The sequence below is a fragment of the Rhodococcus sp. NBC_00297 genome (assembly GCF_036173065.1).
Taxonomy (GTDB): Bacteria; Actinomycetota; Actinomycetes; order Mycobacteriales; family Mycobacteriaceae; genus Rhodococcoides.
On the sequence record NZ_CP108041.1, the window covers coordinates 4,260,162 to 4,279,757 of the forward strand.

The following is a 19,596-nucleotide window of genomic DNA, read 5'->3' on the forward strand; positions in this document are numbered from 1 at the left end:
GCCGGAGGCCGGTCGGTGACGGGCGGGAAGGCCGGAGGCCGGTCGGTGACGGGCGGGAAGGCCGGAGGCCGGCCGTTCGTGAGAAAGCCGACGCGGCGGAGGCCTGCGCGGGACATGCTCCGGCGCAGCATCCCGGTGGTCGCCGTCGTGCTGGTGATTGTCGTCGCCGTGGTCCTGGTGCTCGCCGACCGGTGGCGCCGCGGCGCGTTCGTGTTCGGTGTCGCGACCCTGATCGCCGCCGCGTGCCGGTTGTGCCTCGGAAGTGAGCGTGTCGGGATCCTGGCCGTGCGGTCGCGCGCCTTCGACACATTCTCCCTGGCTGCTGTGGGCAGCGCGGTGGTGTGGCTCGCCGTCTCGATCGATCCGCTCGGGACGGACTAGCCCTCGCGTGAGCGGGTCACCCGTAACGTCAACGGGACGAAGATCGCGAGAATGAGCAGCGAGACGATCACGGAGTACAGCATCGGGTGTGTCGACGCCCAGTTGATCGGTTCGCGGATCGCGACGGACGGCGCGGTGGGATTGCCGAACGACTCGCGCGTCGACCGGGCCACCGAGGTGATCGGATTCCACTGTGCGACAGCGCGGAGCGGACCCGGCAGCGTCGAGGACGGCACGAACGCGGACGAGATGAACGTGATCGGGAACAGAATGATCATGAGCGCGCTCTGGGCACTCTCGGCAGTGCTGGCGACGGATCCGACCACGGCGCCGATCCACGACATGGCGAAGCCGAAGAACATCAGCAGCAGTACGGCGCCCAGCGCGTCGAGAGCGCTCCCGCGGATACGCCACCCGACGGCGTAGCCCGCGCCGATCATCACGGCGATGCTCACCACCGACACGAGCATGTCGGAGAGAGTGCGCCCCAGCACGATGGACAGACGCGACATCGGCAGGGAGTGGAACCGGTCGACGATGCCTTCCTTGCTGTCGGTCGCGAGACCGATGGCCGTGAACGCGGCGCTGAACACGACGGTCTGCGTGAAGATGCCGCCCATGAGGAACTCGCGGTAGGTGGCACCGCCCAGTGCTCCGCCGAAGACGTAGCTGAAGAGCAGGACGAACATGAGGGGCTGAATCGTCGCTCCGAGCAACAACTGTGGGACCCGCAGGATGGTCAGCAGGTTGCGCTGGGTCATGGTCACGCAGTCGACGAGGAAGCTCGAGGCGTTCTGCTCCCGGACTCCGCGGGGACCGACCAGTTCGGCGGTCATGCGGTGGCCGTCGCGAGGGCGGCGGCGGGGGACGCGCTACCGGTCGACTGGAAGAAGACGTCGTTGAGATCGGGCACGTTCACCCGCGCGTCGCCGACACGGATACCGGTGCCGTGCAGGCGACTCAGCACGTCGACCATGGATTCGCTGCCCCACGGCGCATCCACCGTGAACCACCCGGCAGACGCAGAGGCGCGGTGCACGCGGAAGTTCATCCGCGGGAGCAGATCCGCTGCCAGGCGCAGGTCACGAGGGTCGGCGAGGCGCACCTCGACGGACGGCGGGCGGACGCGCGACTTCAGATCGGACGGGGTGCCCCTGGCCACGACGACACCGCCGTCGACGACGACGATCGCGTCGGCCAGTCGGTCGGCCTCCTCGAGATACTGGGTGGTGAGCAGCACTGCCGTTCCGTCCGCCTTGAGGTCGGTGACGATGTCCCACATGTCGTTCCGACTGCGGGGGTCGAGACCGGTGGTGGGTTCGTCGAGCACGATGAGGGGTGGCCGCGCCACCAGCGCGCCCGCCAGATCGAGACGACGGCGCATACCGCCGGAGAATGTGGAGACCGAGCGGGTTCCCGTGTCGTCGAGGCGGAACCGGGTGAGGAGCTCGCGCGCCCGCGCGCGTGCGTCTCTGCTGCTGAGCCCGTAGAGCCGCCCGAGCATACGGAGGTTCTCGTAGCCGGTGAGCCGACCGTCGACGGCGGCGTACTGGCCGGACAGCCCGATGAGCCCACGCACGGTGCGCGGGTCCTTCACGGCGTCCACGCCCGCGACGTGGACGGAACCCGACGTGGGCCGGATCAGCGTCGCGACGATCCGCACCGTGGTGGTCTTGCCGGCGCCGTTGGGGCCGAGTACCGCGGTGACCTGTCCCGCAGCGGCCGTGAGGTCGACGCCGTCGAGGGCCCGGTGCGTGTTACGTCGTCCCGTGTAGTCCTTGACCAACGATCGGACGTCGACGGCGAGAGTCGCTCCTCCGGAGAGTCCGGCGGTCACCGGGCACCGGCGAGCAGCGCCGGACGCACACCGCCGAGGCGACGTGCGACGGCGGCCAGCGCGTCCGGCGTGCCCATCGCGTTGTGCGGGACGTCGACGGGGTAGTCGGTGATCGACCCGGCGATGTAGCGCCGCCATGCCCACGGCGTGAGGGTGGGATCGGAATCGACGGTCGCGGAGAAGAACTGGAGATCGCCCGAGAACCGGGCCGGGGTGTGGTCGTGGCCGAGGTCGACGAACAGCTGGTAGCGCTCGTACAGCCGTCGCATCTGCCCCTCGTCGAGATGGGCGGTCGGTCCCCCCGCGCCGCGGATCATGGCGATGGCCTCGTCGAGATCGATGTCGTCGTCGACGGTCACCTCGAGAGGAAGAAACTCACGCATCAGCGACGCCACGGACATCTCGGTGCGCGGGCGGTCGCTGCCGGCGAGGGGATACGCGTCCATGACGAACAGTTCGACCTCGTCGCCGAGCTTCTCGATCTCCACGGCCATCGCGTGGGCGATGAGACCGCCGAGCGACCACCCGAGGAGTCGATAGGGGCCGGTGGGGAACTGGGCGCGCACGGTGTTGACGTAGTCGCGCGCGATCTCCGCGACCGACGCGGGCTCGGGTGCGGGGATGCCGATGCCGCGGGCCTGCAGACCCAGCACCGGGATCGACGGATCGAGGTGTGGCAGCAGTCCGGTGTAGCTCCAGGAGAGCCCGATCGCCGGATGCACGCAGATGAGGGGAGTCACACCGTCGTCGCCGGCACGCAACGGCAGCACCGCGTCGGTGCTGGTGCGGCGGACCGGCGGCTTCGGGGTGCGAGCGGACGGCTCGGCGACGGGCGGGGGTGCCGCGTGTGATCCGGTCCTCGTGGCGGTTCCGTTGGCTGCGGACCCGTTCGTGCCCGAGCCGTTCGTGGAGGAACCGTTCGCGTGGCTGCCGCCGTCGCCTCGGGTGCCGTGATTGTCGTCGAGCATGATCAGCTCCTGTAAGCGAGCGGACAACGCAGCCGGGGTGGCTGCGTCGAAGAACCAGGTGACGTCGATGGAATCGGGGTCGACGTCGGTAGCGATGTCGGCACGGAGGCGCTCACGTAGGACGTCCATGACCCGCACCGCGGCGAGGGAGTTCCCGCCGAGAGCGAAGAAGTCGTCGTCCGGGCCGACGGCGTCCACCCCGAGCACGTCGGCGAAGACGCTCCGGACGGTGTCGAGCAACGACCGGGCGGGCGCGATCGCCGTGGCGGTGGTCGCCCGGGCAGGTGCGGCGCTCAGATGATCCGGAGCCAACGGTTCGAGCCGGCCCAGGGGGATGAGCAGTGCGCGTCGGTCGACCTTGCCGTGCGGGGTGCGCGGCAACGACGAATGCACGGTGACCGTCGCGGGGACGAGGGCACGGGGGAGCTTCTCGGCGGCGAAGCTCCGCAGGGCGGCGGAGTCGACGGTGCCGTGCACCGTGACGTGTGCCGCGAGCGCCGCGCCGACGGAGTTCTCCTCGACGACGACGGCCACCGACGTCACGGCCGGATGTGCGGCCAGCACGGCCTCCACCTCGGCGGGTTCGATGCGGACACCGCGGATCTTCCTCTGGGTGTCCGATCGGCCCGTCATCTCGACCATGCCGTCGGATGCGACCCGCACCAGGTCGCCGGTGCGGTACGTCCTGCCACCCGGGCGGCCGGACGGGTCGGCCACGAAGCGTGCCGCCGTGAGCCCCGGGCGTCCCGGATAGCCCTGTGCCACTCCGGGTCCGGAGACGTACAGCTCACCCACGTCGCCGTCGGCGACCTCGGCGAGTGTCGTGTCGAGCACACGCAGGGCGGTCCCGGGCACGGCGAGTCCGATGTGGGGTGCGCGGCCGGCGCGCTGGACGCCCGTCGTCGCCGCCACCGTGGTCTCGCTGGGGCCGTAGGCGTTGACCATGCGGCGACCCGGGGCCCACGCCTCGAGCAGAGCCGCGGGAAGCGCCTCGCCGCCGGTGCCCACCGACCGCACGCCGGACACGGTGTGAGGATCCAGGGTCGCCAGCGCGGCAGGCGTCAGGAACAGCACGTCCACGCGCTCACGCTCGATCAGGGCCTCGAGCGCCCTGCCGGCGTAGGCGGCGGGCGGCGCGACCACGGACGTCGATCCGCGGATCACCGTCAGCAGCATCTCGAGGATCGCCGCGTCGAACCCCGGTGACGCCGCGTGCAGGACGCGAGACGTCCGGTCGGTGTCGAACGCGGTTCCGAGGGCGACGGCGAGGCTCTCGATGCCGCGATGGGTGACGCCGACGGGTTTCGGGCGCCCGGTCGTTCCCGAGGTGTAGACGAGGTAGGCGACGTCGTCGAGGCTGCGCCGGACCGCGGCCGGCGGGGCCGCGTCGGGCGTGGAGGGGTGATCGGGCGTTCCGTCGGTGTCGAGGGTCCACCACCTGACGGCGTCCGGCGCGACCACGGGATCCGAGGCCGCTCGCAATGCCAGGACGGGTTCCGCGTCGTCGAGGATGTAGCTCAGACGTTCCTCGGGATAGGTCGGATCGAGAGGGAGGATCGTCGCGCCGGTCCTCGCGACGGCCCAGAACGCCGTCACCGAGGACGCGGACCGGCTCATCGCGAGCGCCACGGTGCGTCCGGGCCCGGCGCCGGCCGCGCGGAGGCGGTCGGCGAGAGCGTCTGCAGCGGTGAGGAGTTCACCGTAGGTGCGGGTGCCCTCGGGAGCGACGACGGCCACGCGCTCCGGGGAGTCGCGCGCGACACGCTCGACGAGCACGTCCAGGAACTCCGTCTCGGACGGGAGGCGGGACGGGCCCGTGAGGCTCGCGATCGACAGTGCGGGATCGGACGTGGCGCGGTCCACGGTGTCCACCACGGCGTCGGCCAGGTGACGAGCGGTGCTGGGCAGGAACAGGTCTCGGGCATAGGTGACCGACACGTCGGCACCACCGTCCGTCCGGGCGCGGACGGTCACGACGAGATCGAAGGCGGATCGCTCCACGGGCAGGCGGAGGGCGGAGACGGTGCGCCCGCCGAGATCGAGGTGCAGCGGCGGTGCGGCGTGGACCGAGAGCATGATCTGGACGATCGGGTGGCGTGCCGGATGACGTTCGGGCTGCAGTGTCGACACCAGCGTCTCGAACGGAACCGCGGCATGGTCGAGCGCCGCGAGATCGCGGTCCCGCACCAGCTCGACGATCTCGTCGAAGGTGGATGCCAACGACACCGGCACCCGCAGCGCGAGGGTGTTCACCGCCATGCCGACCATCGACTCGGCTCCGGCGCGGTCCGCGTAGGGGGTGCCGACGACGACGTCCGCCGTTCCGAGCAGCGGGTCGATCCCGGGGGTGTGCGCGGCCAGCACGGCGGCCAGTGCTGCGTGCACCACCATGAACTCGGTACCGCGGTGATCGGCCGCACAGGCGAGCACGCGTTCGCGGACCTGCGGACTCAGGACCGCGTCGACGACGTCGGCGCGGCCGGTGGGCCGGTCGGGGCGCGGGCTGTCCGGCGGTACCGAGTGCACGGGGGGAGCGCCGTCCAGGGCGGAGCGCCAGAAGTCGACGGCGCGGGTGTGGTCGGCGCTGCCCACCGAGAGTGTGAGTGCCAGCGCGTGATCGATGTACTGCACCGGCTCCGTCGGCCACACCGGTGCGACTCCCGTGCGGCGAGCCTCGTAGGCCAGCAGCAGGTCGGTGGTGAGCGGCGCCACCGATTCGCCGTCGGCGGCGATGTGATGGACCGCGACGCCGACGACGTGGCTGTGCTCCGACAGGCGCACCACGACGGCACGGACGGGAGCCTCGGTCGCGAGATCGAACCGTCGCCGGGCGACCTCGTCGAGTGCCGCCTGCACCTCGGGCGCCGACGGATCGAGGTCGGAGTCGGAGGGTGTGACCAGCTCGACGGAGACGGGAGCGGCGTCGAGGACCACCTGCACCGGCTCGCCCGCGACCGTGGGATACACGGTGCGCAGCGATTCGTGCCGCGCGATCACGTCGTTCACGGCCGCACCGACGGCGTCGACGTCGAGCGGACCCTCCACGAGCAGTCCGGCCACGATCGTGTACGCCGTGGCGGTGCTCGCCACCTTCGACGAGAACCACATCGACAGCTGCGCCGGGGTCAGCGGGACGGGATCGGGTCGCTCCGCGGGTGTCACCGCGGCGGCCGATGGGAGGGTGCCCGGATTTGTTGTCACGTCGGCGAACTCGGGCAGTTCGGCGAGCTCGGCGACCGTGGGTCGATCGAAGATGGCGCGCACGGCGACGGGCACACCGGTGACCTCGGTGATGCGCGCGGCGTAGCGCGTCGCGGTCAGCGACGTCCCGCCGAGCGCGAAGAAGTCCGCTGTGACACCGACCCGCTCGACACCCAGGACCTGCGCGAGCACACCCGCGAGGGCTGCCTCCGCGGCGGTTCCGGGAGCGCGGTCGTCCTCGTCGACGAGGACGGACGGCATCGGCAACGCCGCACGGTCGAGCTTGCCCACCGGTGTCAGCGGAAACGCGTCCACGACGACGATCGCGGTGGGCACCATGTGACGCGGCAGTCGAGTGCGGGCGAGGCGGAGCAGATCGCTCGATCGCAGGGCGGCCGACTCGTCGACGACGGGATGGACGAAGGAGACGAGCAGGGTCTCGCCGGTCGGTCCGGGCGTCGTCAGCGTGACGGCTCCACCGACACCCGGTGCCGACGCGAGCACGGCGTCGATCTCGCCGAGCTCGATCCGCAGACCACGGATCTTGACCTGGAAATCGCTGCGACCGGTGATGCGGACGACCGGTTCGGTGCTGTCGGGATCGGCCGCGAAGGTCCACCGGGCCAGGTCGCCGGTGCGGTAGGTCCGGCTTCCCGGCGGGCCGAACGGGTCGGCGACGAAGCGTGTCGCCGTGAGGCCCGGCCGGTCGAGGTAACCCCGTGCGAGTTGTACTCCGGCGAGGTGCAGTTCGCCCTCGACTCCGGGCAGCACCGGTTGCAGCGAGGCGTCGAGCACGGTTGCCCGCATCCCGGCGACGGGGCGCCCGAGTGCGACGTCGTCACCCTCGTGCAGCCTCCTGGCGTGGGTGCAGATCGCGGTCTCGGTGGGCCCGTAGATGTTGATGACGGTGCGTCCGGGCGCGACCGCATCGAGCAGTTCCGAGCCGAAGTTCTCGCCGCCGACGCCGAGTGCGGACAGTAGCACCGGGTCGCCGGGGACGAGGTCGTCGGCGGAGAGCGTCGACAGGACGGAGGGGGTGAGAAAGCAGTGCGTCACGTCGTGGCGGCGCAGCAGCGTCGCCAGTTCCGTACCGCCCACGACTCCGGGGGGCACCACCACCAGCGCGCCTCCGGATCCGAAGGCGAGGCCCAGTTCCAGCATCGAGGCGTCGAAACTGGGAGAGGCGAAGGCGAGCACGCGGGCGTCGGTGTCCGCCCCGTAGGCGCGCACCAGTTCGCTGGTGATGTTCGCGTATCCCTGACGTGTGACCTGGACGCCCTTGGGGCGTCCGGTCGTTCCCGACGTGTAGGTGACGTAGGCCGTGCAGCCGAGCGGAACGACCCAGCCACCGTCGTCGGGACACGTCGGGACGTTCTCCTCGGCGAACAGTGAGTCGGTCGTGGACCACAGGAAGCCGTCGCTCGGGACGTCCGAGGGATCGGAGCACACGGCGTGCAGCGTCTTGCTGTCCCGCACCATGAACGAGCGCCTGTCCGCCGGGTAGTCGGGATCGACCGGCACGATGGCACCGCCCGCGCGTGAGACGGCGAGGATCGCGGCCACCGACTCGGTCGAGCGTCGCAGCAGGCCGATCACACGCGTGTCGGCGGAGACGCCGTTGTCCACGAGGCGTGCGGCGCCGCGGGCGACGAGTGCCTCGAGCTCTGCGTAGGTGGTCCGCCGGTCGCCTTCGACCACGGCCACCGCGTCCGGAGAGACCGCGGCGTGATGCGCCACGAGAGCGTCGAGCGCGGAGGTCGAGTCCGTCGACCGAGCTCGCGCTCGTTCCCGCATCGGTACCGTCGCCGCGCGCTCGGGAGGCAGCAGGACGTCGATGTCGGCGACGAGCGCGTCGGGGTCGGCGGCGATCGCGTCGAGCACGGCCAGCAGTCGATCGAGGACGGCCCGCGCGGTGCGCTCGTCGAACAGGTCGGTGGCATAGGTGAGATCGATGCTCGACCGCGGGCCGGCATGCCCGGGTGACTCGTCGAGCACCAGTTCCAGGTCGTACTTCGCCCGCGCGACGTCGATCCCGTGGGCGGTCACCCGTGCATCGCCCACCGCGCCCGACGTGTCCGGCGTGCTGCGGGTGGTGAGCATGACGTCGAACAGCGGGTGGCGGCCCGGAGTGCGCGGTGGGTCGAGGAGATCGACGAGGGTGTCGAAGGGCATGTCCGCTCGGGCCAACGCGTCCAGGTCGGCCGCCCGCACGGCGTCGAGATGGTCGGCGACGGTCGCCGCGCCGTCGACCACGGTGCGCAGCACCACGGAATTGACGAACATGCCGACGACCCCGTCGAGGTCCGGGTGATCGCGTCCGGCGACGGCAGTGCCGATGGTGACGTCGTCGCCTGCTCCGGACCGACTCAGCACCAGGACCAGTGCGGCGTGCACGATCATGAAGTGGGACAGGCCGACTCGGCGGGCGAGGGCATCGACGTGCACTCCACGATCGCCGTCGAGGACGACGGACACCGTCGCGCCCTGTCCGGACGGTTCCGCGCGACGCGGGCGATCGGCACCTGGAGTGGGGACGTCGGGGAGATCCGCGAGCGCGTCGGCCCACCAGGCCGCGGACGTCGCGAGAGCCGACTCCGGATCGTCCGCGGACCCGAGTGCCAGCCGCTTCCATTCCGAGGCGTCGGCGTACTGCACGGGCAGCGGGGACCACGCCGGGGTGCGACCCTCGAGCCGCGCGGAGTACGCGACGACGAGGTCCGTGGCCAGCACGCCGAGCGACCACCCGTCGACACACACGTGGTGGAGGACGAGAGCCAGGACGTGATCGGACGCCGGTCCGGACGTGCCGGCGACGCGGACGATCCGGGCGCGCAAGGGCAGGTCGACGGCGAGATCGAAGGGGCGGGAGGCGACGTCCGTCAGTGCCGGGAGGACGGCGTCCGTGTCCGGCGCGTCGAGCACGTCGACATCGAACAGAGCTGTGGCCGTGTCGATGTCGAGGACACGCTGCACGGGGCCGTCGACGGCGTCGTCGCGGTCGAAGAGTGTGCGCAGGCTCTCGTGACGATCGAGGACGTCGAGAAGCGCGGCCCGCGCCGCCTCGACCGAGAACGTACCGGTGACGCGGAGAGCGAGCGGCACGTGATAGGTCGCCGACGGCCGGTACTGCTCGATCCACCACATGCTGCGCTGGGACGGCGAGGCGGGGATCGGCACGGAACGGTCGACGGGCACGGGCCCGTCCTGATCGCCGGTGGACGGGGTGCCGTCGTCCAGGTGCAGTGCGAGCGCTTCGACCACGGGATGCCGGAACACCTCGCGAACCCCGAGGGCATGGCCCCCCACCGCGGAGATCCGGGCGGCGACCCTCGTCGCGAGCAGGGAGTTGCCGCCCAGTTCGAAGAAGTCGTCGGTGGCGGCCACGTCGTCGAGGCCGAGGACGTCGGCGAGGACGCTGGCCACCAGGAGTTCGTTCTCCGATTCCGGAGCGCGCGCGGGACGGCTCTCACGGGCACGCGGTTCGGGGAGGCGTCGCCTGTCGATCTTGCCGTTCGGCGTCAACGGCATCTCGTCGAGGATCGTGAGCCGGTTCGGCACCATGTAGTGGGGGAGCAGAAGAGCGAGATCGTCGAGCAGCGTGTCGGCGACGGCGCCCGCGTGCGTCATGCGCACGTAGCCCTCGACGGTGCGGAGGGTGCCGTCACCGCGGACCACCACGGCGGCGTCCGCGACGTCGGGCAGCGCGCGCAGCGCCTCCTCGATCTCGCCGAGCTCGATCCGGAATCCGCGCACCTTCACCTGGCTGTCCCGGCGCCCGAGGTAGACCAGGGTGCCGCGGGAGGTCCACTTCACCAGATCGCCTGTGCGGTAGAGCCTGTCGGAGTGTCCGAACGGATCGGCGACGAAACGTTCGGACGTGAGGGCGGTACGGCCGAGGTACCCGCGAGCGATGCCGGTACCGCCGAGGTAGAGCTCACCCACACAGCCGGGCGGTGTCAGTGCGAGCGAGCTGTCGAGGACGAAGGCACGGATGCCCGGGAAGGGCGACCCCAGCTCCACCTCGTGTTCGGCGACCAGGGGACCGAACGTCACCGCCACCGTGCTCTCGGTCGGCCCGTACACGTTGACCATCCGGCGTCCGGGCGCCCACTCGTCCACCAGCGCGACCGGGACGACGTCCCCGCCGACTCCGATGGCACGCGGACCCGCGCCCGGCGCCACGGGAACGGTGGCGAGGGCCGAGGGCGTGATGAAACCGGCGTCGATGCGCTGGGAGTCGAGCACCTCGGCCAGCTCCTCGCCCCCGTGCACGTCGGTCGGCACGACGACCAGCGTCCCGCCGGACCCGAAGGCCAGCACCATCTCGAGGACGGAGGCGTCGAATCCCGGTGACACGAAGTGCATCACCCGCGCGCCGCGCGGCAGACGATGCGCCGAGACGGCCGCGTACGTCATCGCGGCGAAGCCCCGGTGCGTCACCGCGACGCCCTTCGGCGTCCCGGTGCTGCCGGAGGTGTAGATCACGTAGGCGAGGTCGTCCGGTCCGGGGCGCCGTGCTCCCACGAGGCCCTCGGCGGTGAGCGGTGCTCTGTCCTCGTCGATGAGGACCCATTCGACCTGCGCGGGAAGCGAATTCACCCGTGCGCTCGTCGTGATGCCGACCAGTGCGCCGCTGTCGCCGATGATGGTGGTGATCCGGTCGGCAGGCAGGGCGGGGTCGACCGGCACGTACGCGCCGCCCGCTTTCGCGATGGACCAGGCCGAGGTGACGGACGCGTGGGAGCGGGGGAGCGCGGACACGACCATGACGTCGGGACCGACACCCAGATCCAGCAACTCGCGGGCCAGGGCGTCCGAGCGGCGGTCGAGCTCGGGATAGGAGAGTGCGATGTCGCCGTCGACGACGGCGGGCACCTTCTCGCCCAGCACCAGCCCGTGCGTGAGGATGTCGGCGAATGTGGCGAACGGCGGCACCAGCGGATCGAGTGCCGGCAGGACGGCGGCGCGGTCCTCGTCGGTCACGAGGGACAGCGCGCGCAGCGGTGTGTCGACGTCGGCCTCGGCGAAGTCGACGAGGAAGCGGGCGAACCGTTCGCTGTGGACGACCAGTTCGTCGGCCGTGTACAGGGCGGGGTTGCCCTCGAGGTCCACCCGCAGGCGACCCGTGGTGGTGCTCTCGTGCACCGTCACGGCCATGTCCGCGGTCGGTCCGGAGGTCAGTAGTTCGAGATCGGCCGGGATGTCGCCCAGCACCACACGTTCGCCGAACATCATGAGGTTGATGGTGGGACCGAGGGTGACGCCGGGGGCACCGAGCAGGTGGGCGATCTCCGAGGCGGGAAGCAGCTGGTGGCGGAGTGATTCGCTGACGCGGTTCCCGACCTCGCGGACCACCGAGCCGATGTCGACGCCGCCGCCGCAGTGCGCGGGCACGGGTACCGCGTTGGCGGCCATGGACGCCGATTCGCGCATCCACGACGTCACGCGGGCGGCCATCGGCATCGTCAGGACGACGTCGGGTGTGTCGGTGACACGTGCGAGGAACGCGGCGAACGCGGCGGCGACGACGACCGCGACGGTGGATCCGTGACGCTCCGCCGCGTCGTGAACCGTCCGGTCCGCCGAGGTACCGAGCAGCGTGTCGCAGCGGTGGTTGAACGCGGACGGCGGCGCGACCCGCCCGGACATCGAGACCGGCTCGCCGAGGACTTCGCGTAGACCGGCCCAGTGGGCTCGATCGCGCTCGTACCGCGACGACGCCCGGTAGCGCGCCTCGGCCTCGGCGAAGGCTCGGGGATGCCGTGCTCGCGACGGCGGTGGATCCTCGCCGCGTACCAGCGCGGTGTAGATCTCGGCGGTGCGAGCGGCGGCGACCGAGGCTCCGTAGCCGTCGATGGCCACGTGATGGCCGCGGGCGTACCAGTAGTGGTGGTCCTCGGCCAGGGTGATGACGGCGGTGTAGCCCAGCGCGTCCCGATACATGTCGAGGGGACGGGTGAACTCCGTCATGATCTCGGCCGCCGCCTCCTCGGGAAACTCGTCGTCGCTGACGTCGATGCGATCGAGGTCGATGTCGAGGAGCGAGAGGTCGAGCCGCTGGCGGAGCGAGTCGGAGTCGACGCGCTCGTCCTGCGCGTCACTCGTGACGAGTCGGGTGAGCATCGAGCCGGTGTCGAGAGTGGCGAGGCGCATGGCCTGCTCGAGAAGGTCGACGTCGAGCGGGCCGCGGATGTCCATGTAGTGCGCGACGGCGAAGGTGACCTCGGGGTCGAGTTCCTGCAGCAACCACATGTCCCGCTGCGCGCGGGTGAGATCGAAGACCTCCGTGTAGTCGTCCGCTCCCGCGCCCGAGCCCGGGTGATCGTCCGACATGCTGTTCCCCCGGCTCGCTCGCATCCCCACGGTGGGCCCTTCGGTCACCGCAGCGTCGAGCGCTGCGGTGCAGACCACACGATGTCGAACACTAACAAACCAGAAACTTGATTTCCCTCGTCCTCGAGGACTTCAGGTTTCTTTGTGAGAGTTGCCAAGCTCAGGGGAGCGTGAGGGTCAGTCCTTCGCCGCGAGTGCGTCGGAGGCCAACGCCATGGTGGCCACGAGCATCGTGGACACCGCGTCGGGCTCGGTGAGGAAGCCGTCGTGGCCGTCGCGCGAGGAGATGATGCGCAACCCGTCGCACCCGGGGATCAGATCGGCGATCTCCTGCTGCTGCCGCAGGGGGTACAGCCGGTCGGAGTCGACGCCGCCCACGATGGTGGGCGTGCGGACCGACCCCAGGGCCGCCTCGAGCCCGCCTCGCCCGCGGCCCACGTCGTGCCGGTTCATGGCCTCCGACAGCAGCACGTAGGTCCCGGCGTCGAAGCGGTCGACGAGCTTGGTCGCCTGATGCTCGAGGTAGCTCGCGATCGCGTAGCGCCCGCCGTTCAGCGGGTCCTCGCCGATCTGGGGCTCGTTGCCGAACCGGGCGTCGAGTTCGTGCTCGGTGCGGTAGGTGAGGTGCGCGATGCGCCGAGCGACGGCGAGTCCGGCACGCGGAGCGCGACCGGAGGCGTGATAGTCACCGCCCTGCCAGTCGGGGTCGGCGGTGATGGCGGCGATCTGCGTGGTCTGGGTGCCGATCTGGTCCGCGGACGCGCGCGCACCGACGGCGAGCACCAGTGCCGAGGCGACACGGTCCGGGTAGGAGACCAGCCACTCGAGAGTGCGCATACCGCCCATGGAGCCGCCGACGACCGCCGCGAAGCGGTCGATGCCGAGGGCGTCGGCGACCATGCGCTCCGCCGCCACCTGGTCGCGGATGGAGATGGCCGGGAATCGGGATCCCCACGCGACACCGTCCGGATCGAGCGACGCGGGACCCGTGGTACCTCGGCACCCGCCGAGCACGTTCGTCGCCACCACGCACCAGCGATCGGTGTCGAGGGGTGCGCCGGGACCCACCATGCCGGTCCACCACCCGGGCGACGGGTGATCCGGTCCGGCCGGTCCGGTGACGTGCGAGTCCCCGGTGAGCGCGTGCTGGACGAGAACGACGTTGTCCCGCGCGGGCGAGACCTCGCCCCACCGCTGCACGGCGACCGTCGCGTCGGGAACCACGCGTCCGCTCTCGAGGAGAACGTCGCCGATGTGCACGGTGCCCACCTGCCCGTCCGCCGGCGGAAATGCCGACGGACGGGCAGGCGAGTGGAGATCGAGTGTCAAGATGCGGCCCGGAAACCCTTCTCCAGATCGGCCAGGATGTCGTCGATTCCCTCGATACCGACTGCGAGTCGCACCAGGCCCGGAGTGACTCCGGAGGCCAGCTGCTCCTCGGGCGTCAACTGCGAGTGCGTCGTCGACGCGGGATGGATCACCAGTGAACGCACGTCTCCGATATTAGCGACATGGCTGTGCAGCTCCAGCGCATCCACGAAACGCTTGCCCGCGTCGACACCGCCCGCGAGTTCGAACGCCACGATGGCACCCGCTCCGCGCGGGGCGAGTTCCTGTCCGCGCTCGTACCACGGGGAGGACGGCAACCCGGCGTAGTTCACGCTCGTCACCTCCTCGCGCTGCTCGAGGAACTGTGCGACCGCCGTCGCGTTCTGCACGTGTCGCTCGAGGCGCAGGGACAGTGTCTCGATGCCCTGGCCGATGAGGAACGCGTTGAACGGGGAGACCGCCGCGCCGATGTCGCGCAGCAGTTGCACGCGGGCCTTGAGTGCGAAGGCCGGAGCGCCGAGATCGGCGAACACCACACCGTGGTAGCTGGGATCGGGGGTGGTGAAGTTGGTGAAGCGACCCTGTGTCCAGTCGAAGCCACCGCCGTCGACGATGACGCCGGCGATCGCGGTGCCGTGGCCGCCGAGGTACTTGGTGGCCGAGTGCACCACGATGTCCGCACCGTGCTTCAGAGGCTGGATCAGATACGGCGTCGCCACGGTGTTGTCGACGATCAACGGGATGCCGTGGCGGTGTGCCACGTCGGACACTCCGCGGATGTCGAAGATGTCGTTCTTCGGGTTGGAGATGGTCTCGCCGTAGAACGCCTTGGTCTCGGGGCGGACGGCCTTCTCCCACTGGTCGAGGTCGTCCGGATCGTCGACGAAGGACACGGTGATGCCCAGCTTGGGCAGCGTGTAGTGGAAGAGGTTGTACGTGCCGCCGTACAGACGGGGGCTGGAGACGACGTGGTCGCCGGTCTCGGCGATGTTCAGGATCGCCAGCGTCTCGGCGGCCTGGCCGGACGAGACGAGCAGTGCGGCGACGCCGCCCTCGAGCGACGCGATGCGCTGCTCGACGACGTCCTGCGTCGGGTTCATGATGCGGGTGTAGATGTTGCCCGGCTCGGCGAGCCCGAACAGCGCGGCGGCGTGGTCGGTGTTGTCGAACGTGTAGGACGTCGTCTGGTAGATCGGCAGGGCGCGCGCGTGGGTGGTGACGTCGGGAACCTGTCCGACGTGCACCTGCCGCGTCTCGAAGCTCCAGTTCAGTGCCGGATCCTCGACGGGTGCTCCGGCTGCGTCGACGACGTCGCCCTCGGTGGCACCGGTGTCGGAAGTGTGATCGGTCATGGGTGTCGTGCTCCTCGTGGGGTGGTGCTCGAGTGGGGTGCTCGAGTGGGGTCCACGTCGGCAGCCGCCACGCCCGCAGCACGAGAGGCACCTCACCGTGTGCAGAGCGCAGTAGGCGAGCCGATCTTCGTGGAGAGAAGGGTCGGGGCCTATCGCCGGCTACAACACAGTCGGTGGGAGAACATGGGTACCTCCGAGATCGTCGGTCGGTGGGCCCGAGGAGACGGGCCCGCGCTTGCTCTCGGCCCGTGCGGGCCGAGTAACCCGGTCATCACCCGGGGCACCCCACCGCGGTTGGAGGGTTGCCGGCCAGCAAGCCGGGGCTCGATGCTGGCACTCATGACCTTGGCGGGAATGGTAGCGGGTCGGGTGTCGACGGCACGAGGGTGGCCGAACTCACGATCGTTCGATTGGCGAATGATCCTGCCGACGGTCAGACTGGTCAGGTGATCGGGCGCCTCTCGGGGGCGCCCGTCGTCGTTGACCACCCGAGCGTTTCTGAATCGATCATGAACGATCGACGACGGGCGCAGACCCGAAAGTGAGCTCGTGACACCCCCCTCCGTCGCGTTCGACGTCCTTCCCGCTGCTGCCGCGGACCCCGCGGCGGATCGGCTGCGGGTGCGCCGCCGACGCGTCGCGATGCTGGCGCTCGCGCTCGGCGGTTTCGGCATCGGCACCACGGAGTTCGTCTCGATGGGCCTGCTCCCGGAGATGGCGACCACGATGGGGGTGTCCGAGCCCAGCGCCGGCCACCTCATCTCCGCCTACGCCGTCGGTGTCGTGGTGGGTGCGCCCGTCATCGCCGCGCTCGCGGCGCGGGTGCCGCGGCGGACGTTGCTTCTCGCCCTCATGGTGGCGTTCACTCTCGGCAACCTGGGCACGGTGTTCGCGCCCAGCTTCCACGAGCTGATGGCCTCCCGCTTCGTCGCCGGACTGCCGCACGGCGCGTACTTCGGTGTGGCAGCGCTGGTGGCCGCCCACCTCGCCGATCCCGGTGCGCGTGCCAAGTCGGTGGCCATGGTGATGATGGGACTGTCCGTCGCCAATGTCGTCGGTGTGCCGGCGGCCACGTGGATCGGCCAGGCGTTCGGCTGGCGCAGCGCGTTCGGCATCGTCGCCGTCATCGGTGCCATCACCGTCACCGCCCTCGCGGTGTGGCTGCCGCGACTGGACTCGATGCCCACCACGAACCCGCGGACCGAGCTGGGCGCCTTCCGGCGCACGCAGGTGTGGATGACCCTCTTCGTGGGCATGGTGGGCTTCGGCGGCATGTTCGCCGTGTACACCTACATCGCCACGACATTGACGGACGTGGCCGGTCTGTCCAAGGCCGCGGTGCCCTTGGCGCTGATGATCTACGGCCTCGGCATGGTGGTCGGCAACATGGCCGGCGGATGGATCGCGGACCGCATGCTCGTCCCCGGGCTCTTCCTGGCGATGACGTCCGTCGCGGTGAGCCTGGCGGTGTTCGTCGCCGCGGCGCACAACCCGGTGACCGCTCTGATCGTCGTGTTCCTCATCGCCGCATCGGGATCCGCCATCGTGCCCGGACTGCAGACGCGACTGATGGACGTGGCCGCCGATGCGCAGACCCTCGCCGCCTCGCTCAACCACGCGGCGTTCAACTTCGCGAACGCGCTGGGGGCCGCCCTCGGCGGCGCCGTCATCGCCGCGGGCTTCGGCTACACGGCGCCGGCCGTGGTGGGTGCCGGTCTCGCGATCGCCGGCATCGCCGTTCTGGCCACGTCGGTGGCGATGCAGCGTCGCACCGACGCTCGTCTCGCCGCCTGACGGTCCTGTCCGCCCTGTCGGATACGGTGCTGCGGTGTCTCACACCATCACGTCGGTCAACGTCAACGGGGTGCGCGCCGCGGTGCGCAAGGGCATGCTCGAGTGGCTCGAGCAGTCCGCGGCGGACATCGTCTGCCTGCAGGAGACGCGGGCGACGGACGAGGAGCTGCTCGCCTGCCTCGCTCCCGCGCTGGGCGAGGGCTGGCATCTCGTGTCCGCCGAGCCGTCCGCGAAGGGCCGCAACGGTGTCGCCATCCTGTCGCGGGTTCCTGCGGACAGTGCCGTCGTCGGGTTCGGGAGCGCCGAGTTCGACGACGCGGGGCGCTGGATCGAGGCCTGCTTCCCGGCAGTCGGAGCAGATCCGGCCGTCACCGTCGCCAGTCTCTACCTGCCGTCCGGTGAGGTGGGCACCGAGAAGCAGGACTCCAAGGAACGGTTCATGGCCTCGTTCGAGCACCGTCTCGCGGCGCTCGCGTCCTCGGGCGAGCATCACGTGGTCTGCGGCGACTGGAACATCGCGCACACCGAACGGGATCTGAAGAACTGGAAGGGCAACCGCACCAAGTCCGGCTTCCTGGCGAGCGAGCGCGCCTGGCTCGACGCTCTCGTCGGTGAGTCGGGAGCGTGGGTCGACGTGGTGCGAGCGCTCCACCCGGACGTCGACGGGCCCTACAGCTGGTGGTCGTACCGCGGTAAGGCCTTCGACAACGACGCCGGGTGGCGCATCGACTACCAGATGGCCACCCGGGACTTCGCGGACCGCGCGAAGGACGCCGTGGTCGAGCGGGCCGACACCTACGACCAGCGGTGGTCCGACCACGCACCGGTCACCGTCGTCTACCGCTGACCGGTCGGCTCACAACGCGGCGGCCAGTCTGTGGTACGCCGCGTTCCAGCGCAACGTGCGCTGGAAGTCTCGTGTGGTGGTGCCCTCCTCGATCGTGAGCAGCTCCACCGCGATCATGTCCGAGAACGCTTCCAGTACCGGCAGATCGAGCGCGGTGCTCAGCACCGTGTGATGCGGTGCGCCGGCTGTGAGCCACGACTCCGCGGACACCGACAGCGAGGGCTGCGGCTTCCACACGGCGCAGGCCACCGGCAGGGAGGGCAGCGCCTCGTCCGGCTCGACGACCTCGATGACGTTGGCGGTGAGGCGGAACCGTTCGCCGACGTCGGAGATGCCCACGACGATGCCGGCGCCGGGATCCGCCGTGAAGCGCAGTCGTACGGGATCCTCGCGCCCGCCGATCGACAACGGATGGATCTCGAGAGTCGGGGTCGCCGTGGTGATGGACGGGCACACCTCGAGCATGTGTGCCCCCAGGATCTTCTCCTCGCCGGGCACGAGGTGGTACGTGTAGTCCTCCATGAACGACGTGCCGCCGGGCTGCCCGATGGCCATGGTCTTCATGGCGCGCAACAACATCGAGGTCTTCCAGTCGCCCTCGCCGCCGAAGCCCCACCCGTCGGCCATCAGCCTCTGGACCGCGAGTCCGGGGAGCTGACGCAGGCCGCCGAGGTCCTCGAAGTTCGTGGTGAAGGCGCCGAATCCGCCCTCGGTCAGGAACTGTCGCATTCCCGCCTCGACCCGTGCGCCGTAGCGCAGCGACTCGTGTCGATCGCCGCCCGGCCGCAACGCGGACGCGACGTCGTAGGTCTCGACGTACTCGTCGACCAGGGCGGACACCGCGGCCTCGTCCACCGCGGAGACGACCTCGACGAGATCGTTGACACCGTAGGTGTTCACCGAGACGCCGAACCGCAGCTGAGCCTCCACCTTGTCGCCCTCGGTGACGGCCACGTCGCGCATGTTGTCGCCGAAGCGCGCCAGCCGGAGCGACCGCATGTCGGCACGACCGCGCGCCGCACACGTCCACTGTTCGACGCGCCGGACGACGGCGGGATCGTCGACGTGTCCGGCGACGGTGGTCCGCAGCACACCGACGCGGGACTGAATGTGACCGAACTCCCGGTCGCCGTGCGCGGCCTGGTTGAGGTTCATGAACTCCATGTCGATGGTCGACCACGGCAGCGACATCCCGGCCTGCGTGTGCAGATGCAGGAGGGGCACGTCGAGGGCGTCGAGGCCGGCGATCCACATCTTGGCGGGGGAGAAGGTGTGCATCCAGGTGATCACCCCGATGCAGTCGTCGGTCGTGTTGGCCTCGCGCATCCGGTTCAGGATGGACGACGCGTCGAGGAGCACCGGCTTCCAGACCACCGTCACACCCAGTGCGTCGTCGAGTTTCTCGGCGATCGTGCGGGACTGCACCGCCACCTGCTCGAGAGTCTCGGGACCGTACAGACTCTGGCTGCCCGTGAGGAACCAGACCTCGGGTCGGGCGACACCGGACGGTGCGGGCGAGGGGGACGGGGCGGACCTGGTTTCGACGACGGACAT

General features: G+C 70.4%; 9 protein-coding genes and 1 riboswitch. Of the genes, 3 read left to right on the top strand and 6 right to left on the bottom strand.

Translation table 11 applies throughout. The annotated features are described in order from the left end of the window. Positions 1 to 114: 114 nt before the first annotated feature. Positions 115 to 381 carry a DUF3017 domain-containing protein gene (locus tag OG947_RS20155; RefSeq protein WP_027503762.1) on the top strand — a complete coding sequence of 89 codons (267 nt, stop codon included), beginning with the start codon at positions 115 to 117 and terminating at the stop codon, positions 379 to 381. Here OG947_RS20155 and OG947_RS20160 read toward each other — a convergent pair. The 5 genes from OG947_RS20160 to OG947_RS20180 form a co-directional block, all read right to left on the bottom strand. After that, a complete protein-coding gene (locus tag OG947_RS20160) occupies positions 378 to 1,217 on the bottom strand; it encodes an ABC transporter permease (RefSeq protein WP_056447645.1) in 840 nt (279 codons plus the stop codon). The two genes, OG947_RS20155 and OG947_RS20160, sit on opposite strands and share 4 nt — an antisense overlap. Continuing rightward, the gene (locus OG947_RS20165; protein WP_056447647.1) at positions 1,214 to 2,218 is read right to left on the bottom strand and encodes an ATP-binding cassette domain-containing protein; all 1,005 of its coding nucleotides are present in this window, start codon (positions 2,216 to 2,218) and stop codon (positions 1,214 to 1,216) included. Before OG947_RS20165 ends, OG947_RS20160 begins: the two co-directional genes overlap by 4 nt. After that, positions 2,215 to 12,720: a non-ribosomal peptide synthetase gene (locus OG947_RS20170; RefSeq protein WP_328812714.1), complete on the bottom strand. Its 10,506-nt coding sequence runs from the start codon at positions 12,718 to 12,720 to the stop codon at positions 2,215 to 2,217. Before OG947_RS20170 ends, OG947_RS20165 begins: the two co-directional genes overlap by 4 nt. A 177-nt stretch (positions 12,721 to 12,897) precedes the next feature. Further along, positions 12,898 to 14,049, bottom strand: coding sequence for a homoserine O-acetyltransferase MetX (metX, locus tag OG947_RS20175; protein WP_328812715.1), 1,152 nt, complete (start codon positions 14,047 to 14,049; stop codon positions 12,898 to 12,900). After that, complete coding sequence (locus tag OG947_RS20180; protein ID WP_081821014.1) at positions 14,046 to 15,401, bottom strand: bifunctional o-acetylhomoserine/o-acetylserine sulfhydrylase; 1,356 nt, start codon at positions 15,399 to 15,401, stop codon at positions 14,046 to 14,048. The genes metX and OG947_RS20180 overlap by 4 nt, the downstream gene beginning before the upstream one ends. Before the next feature lie 226 nt (positions 15,402 to 15,627). Continuing rightward, positions 15,628 to 15,746, bottom strand: a riboswitch (SAM riboswitch). A gap of 297 nt (positions 15,747 to 16,043) precedes the next feature. On the opposite strand from OG947_RS20180, the gene OG947_RS20185 reads away from it, so the two are divergent. Beyond that, positions 16,044 to 17,195 carry an MFS transporter gene (locus tag OG947_RS20185; protein WP_328814077.1) on the top strand — a complete coding sequence of 384 codons (1,152 nt, stop codon included), beginning with the start codon at positions 16,044 to 16,046 and terminating at the stop codon, positions 17,193 to 17,195. A 94-nt stretch (positions 17,196 to 17,289) separates the two neighbouring features. Next, entirely contained in the window at positions 17,290 to 18,042 is a 753-nt protein-coding gene (locus OG947_RS20190; RefSeq protein WP_261782277.1) for an exodeoxyribonuclease III, read from the top strand. 9 nt (positions 18,043 to 18,051) lie between these two features. On the opposite strand, the gene araA is transcribed toward OG947_RS20190, so the two are convergent. Further along, entirely contained in the window at positions 18,052 to 19,596 is a 1,545-nt protein-coding gene (gene araA / locus OG947_RS20195; protein WP_222628131.1) for an L-arabinose isomerase, read from the bottom strand.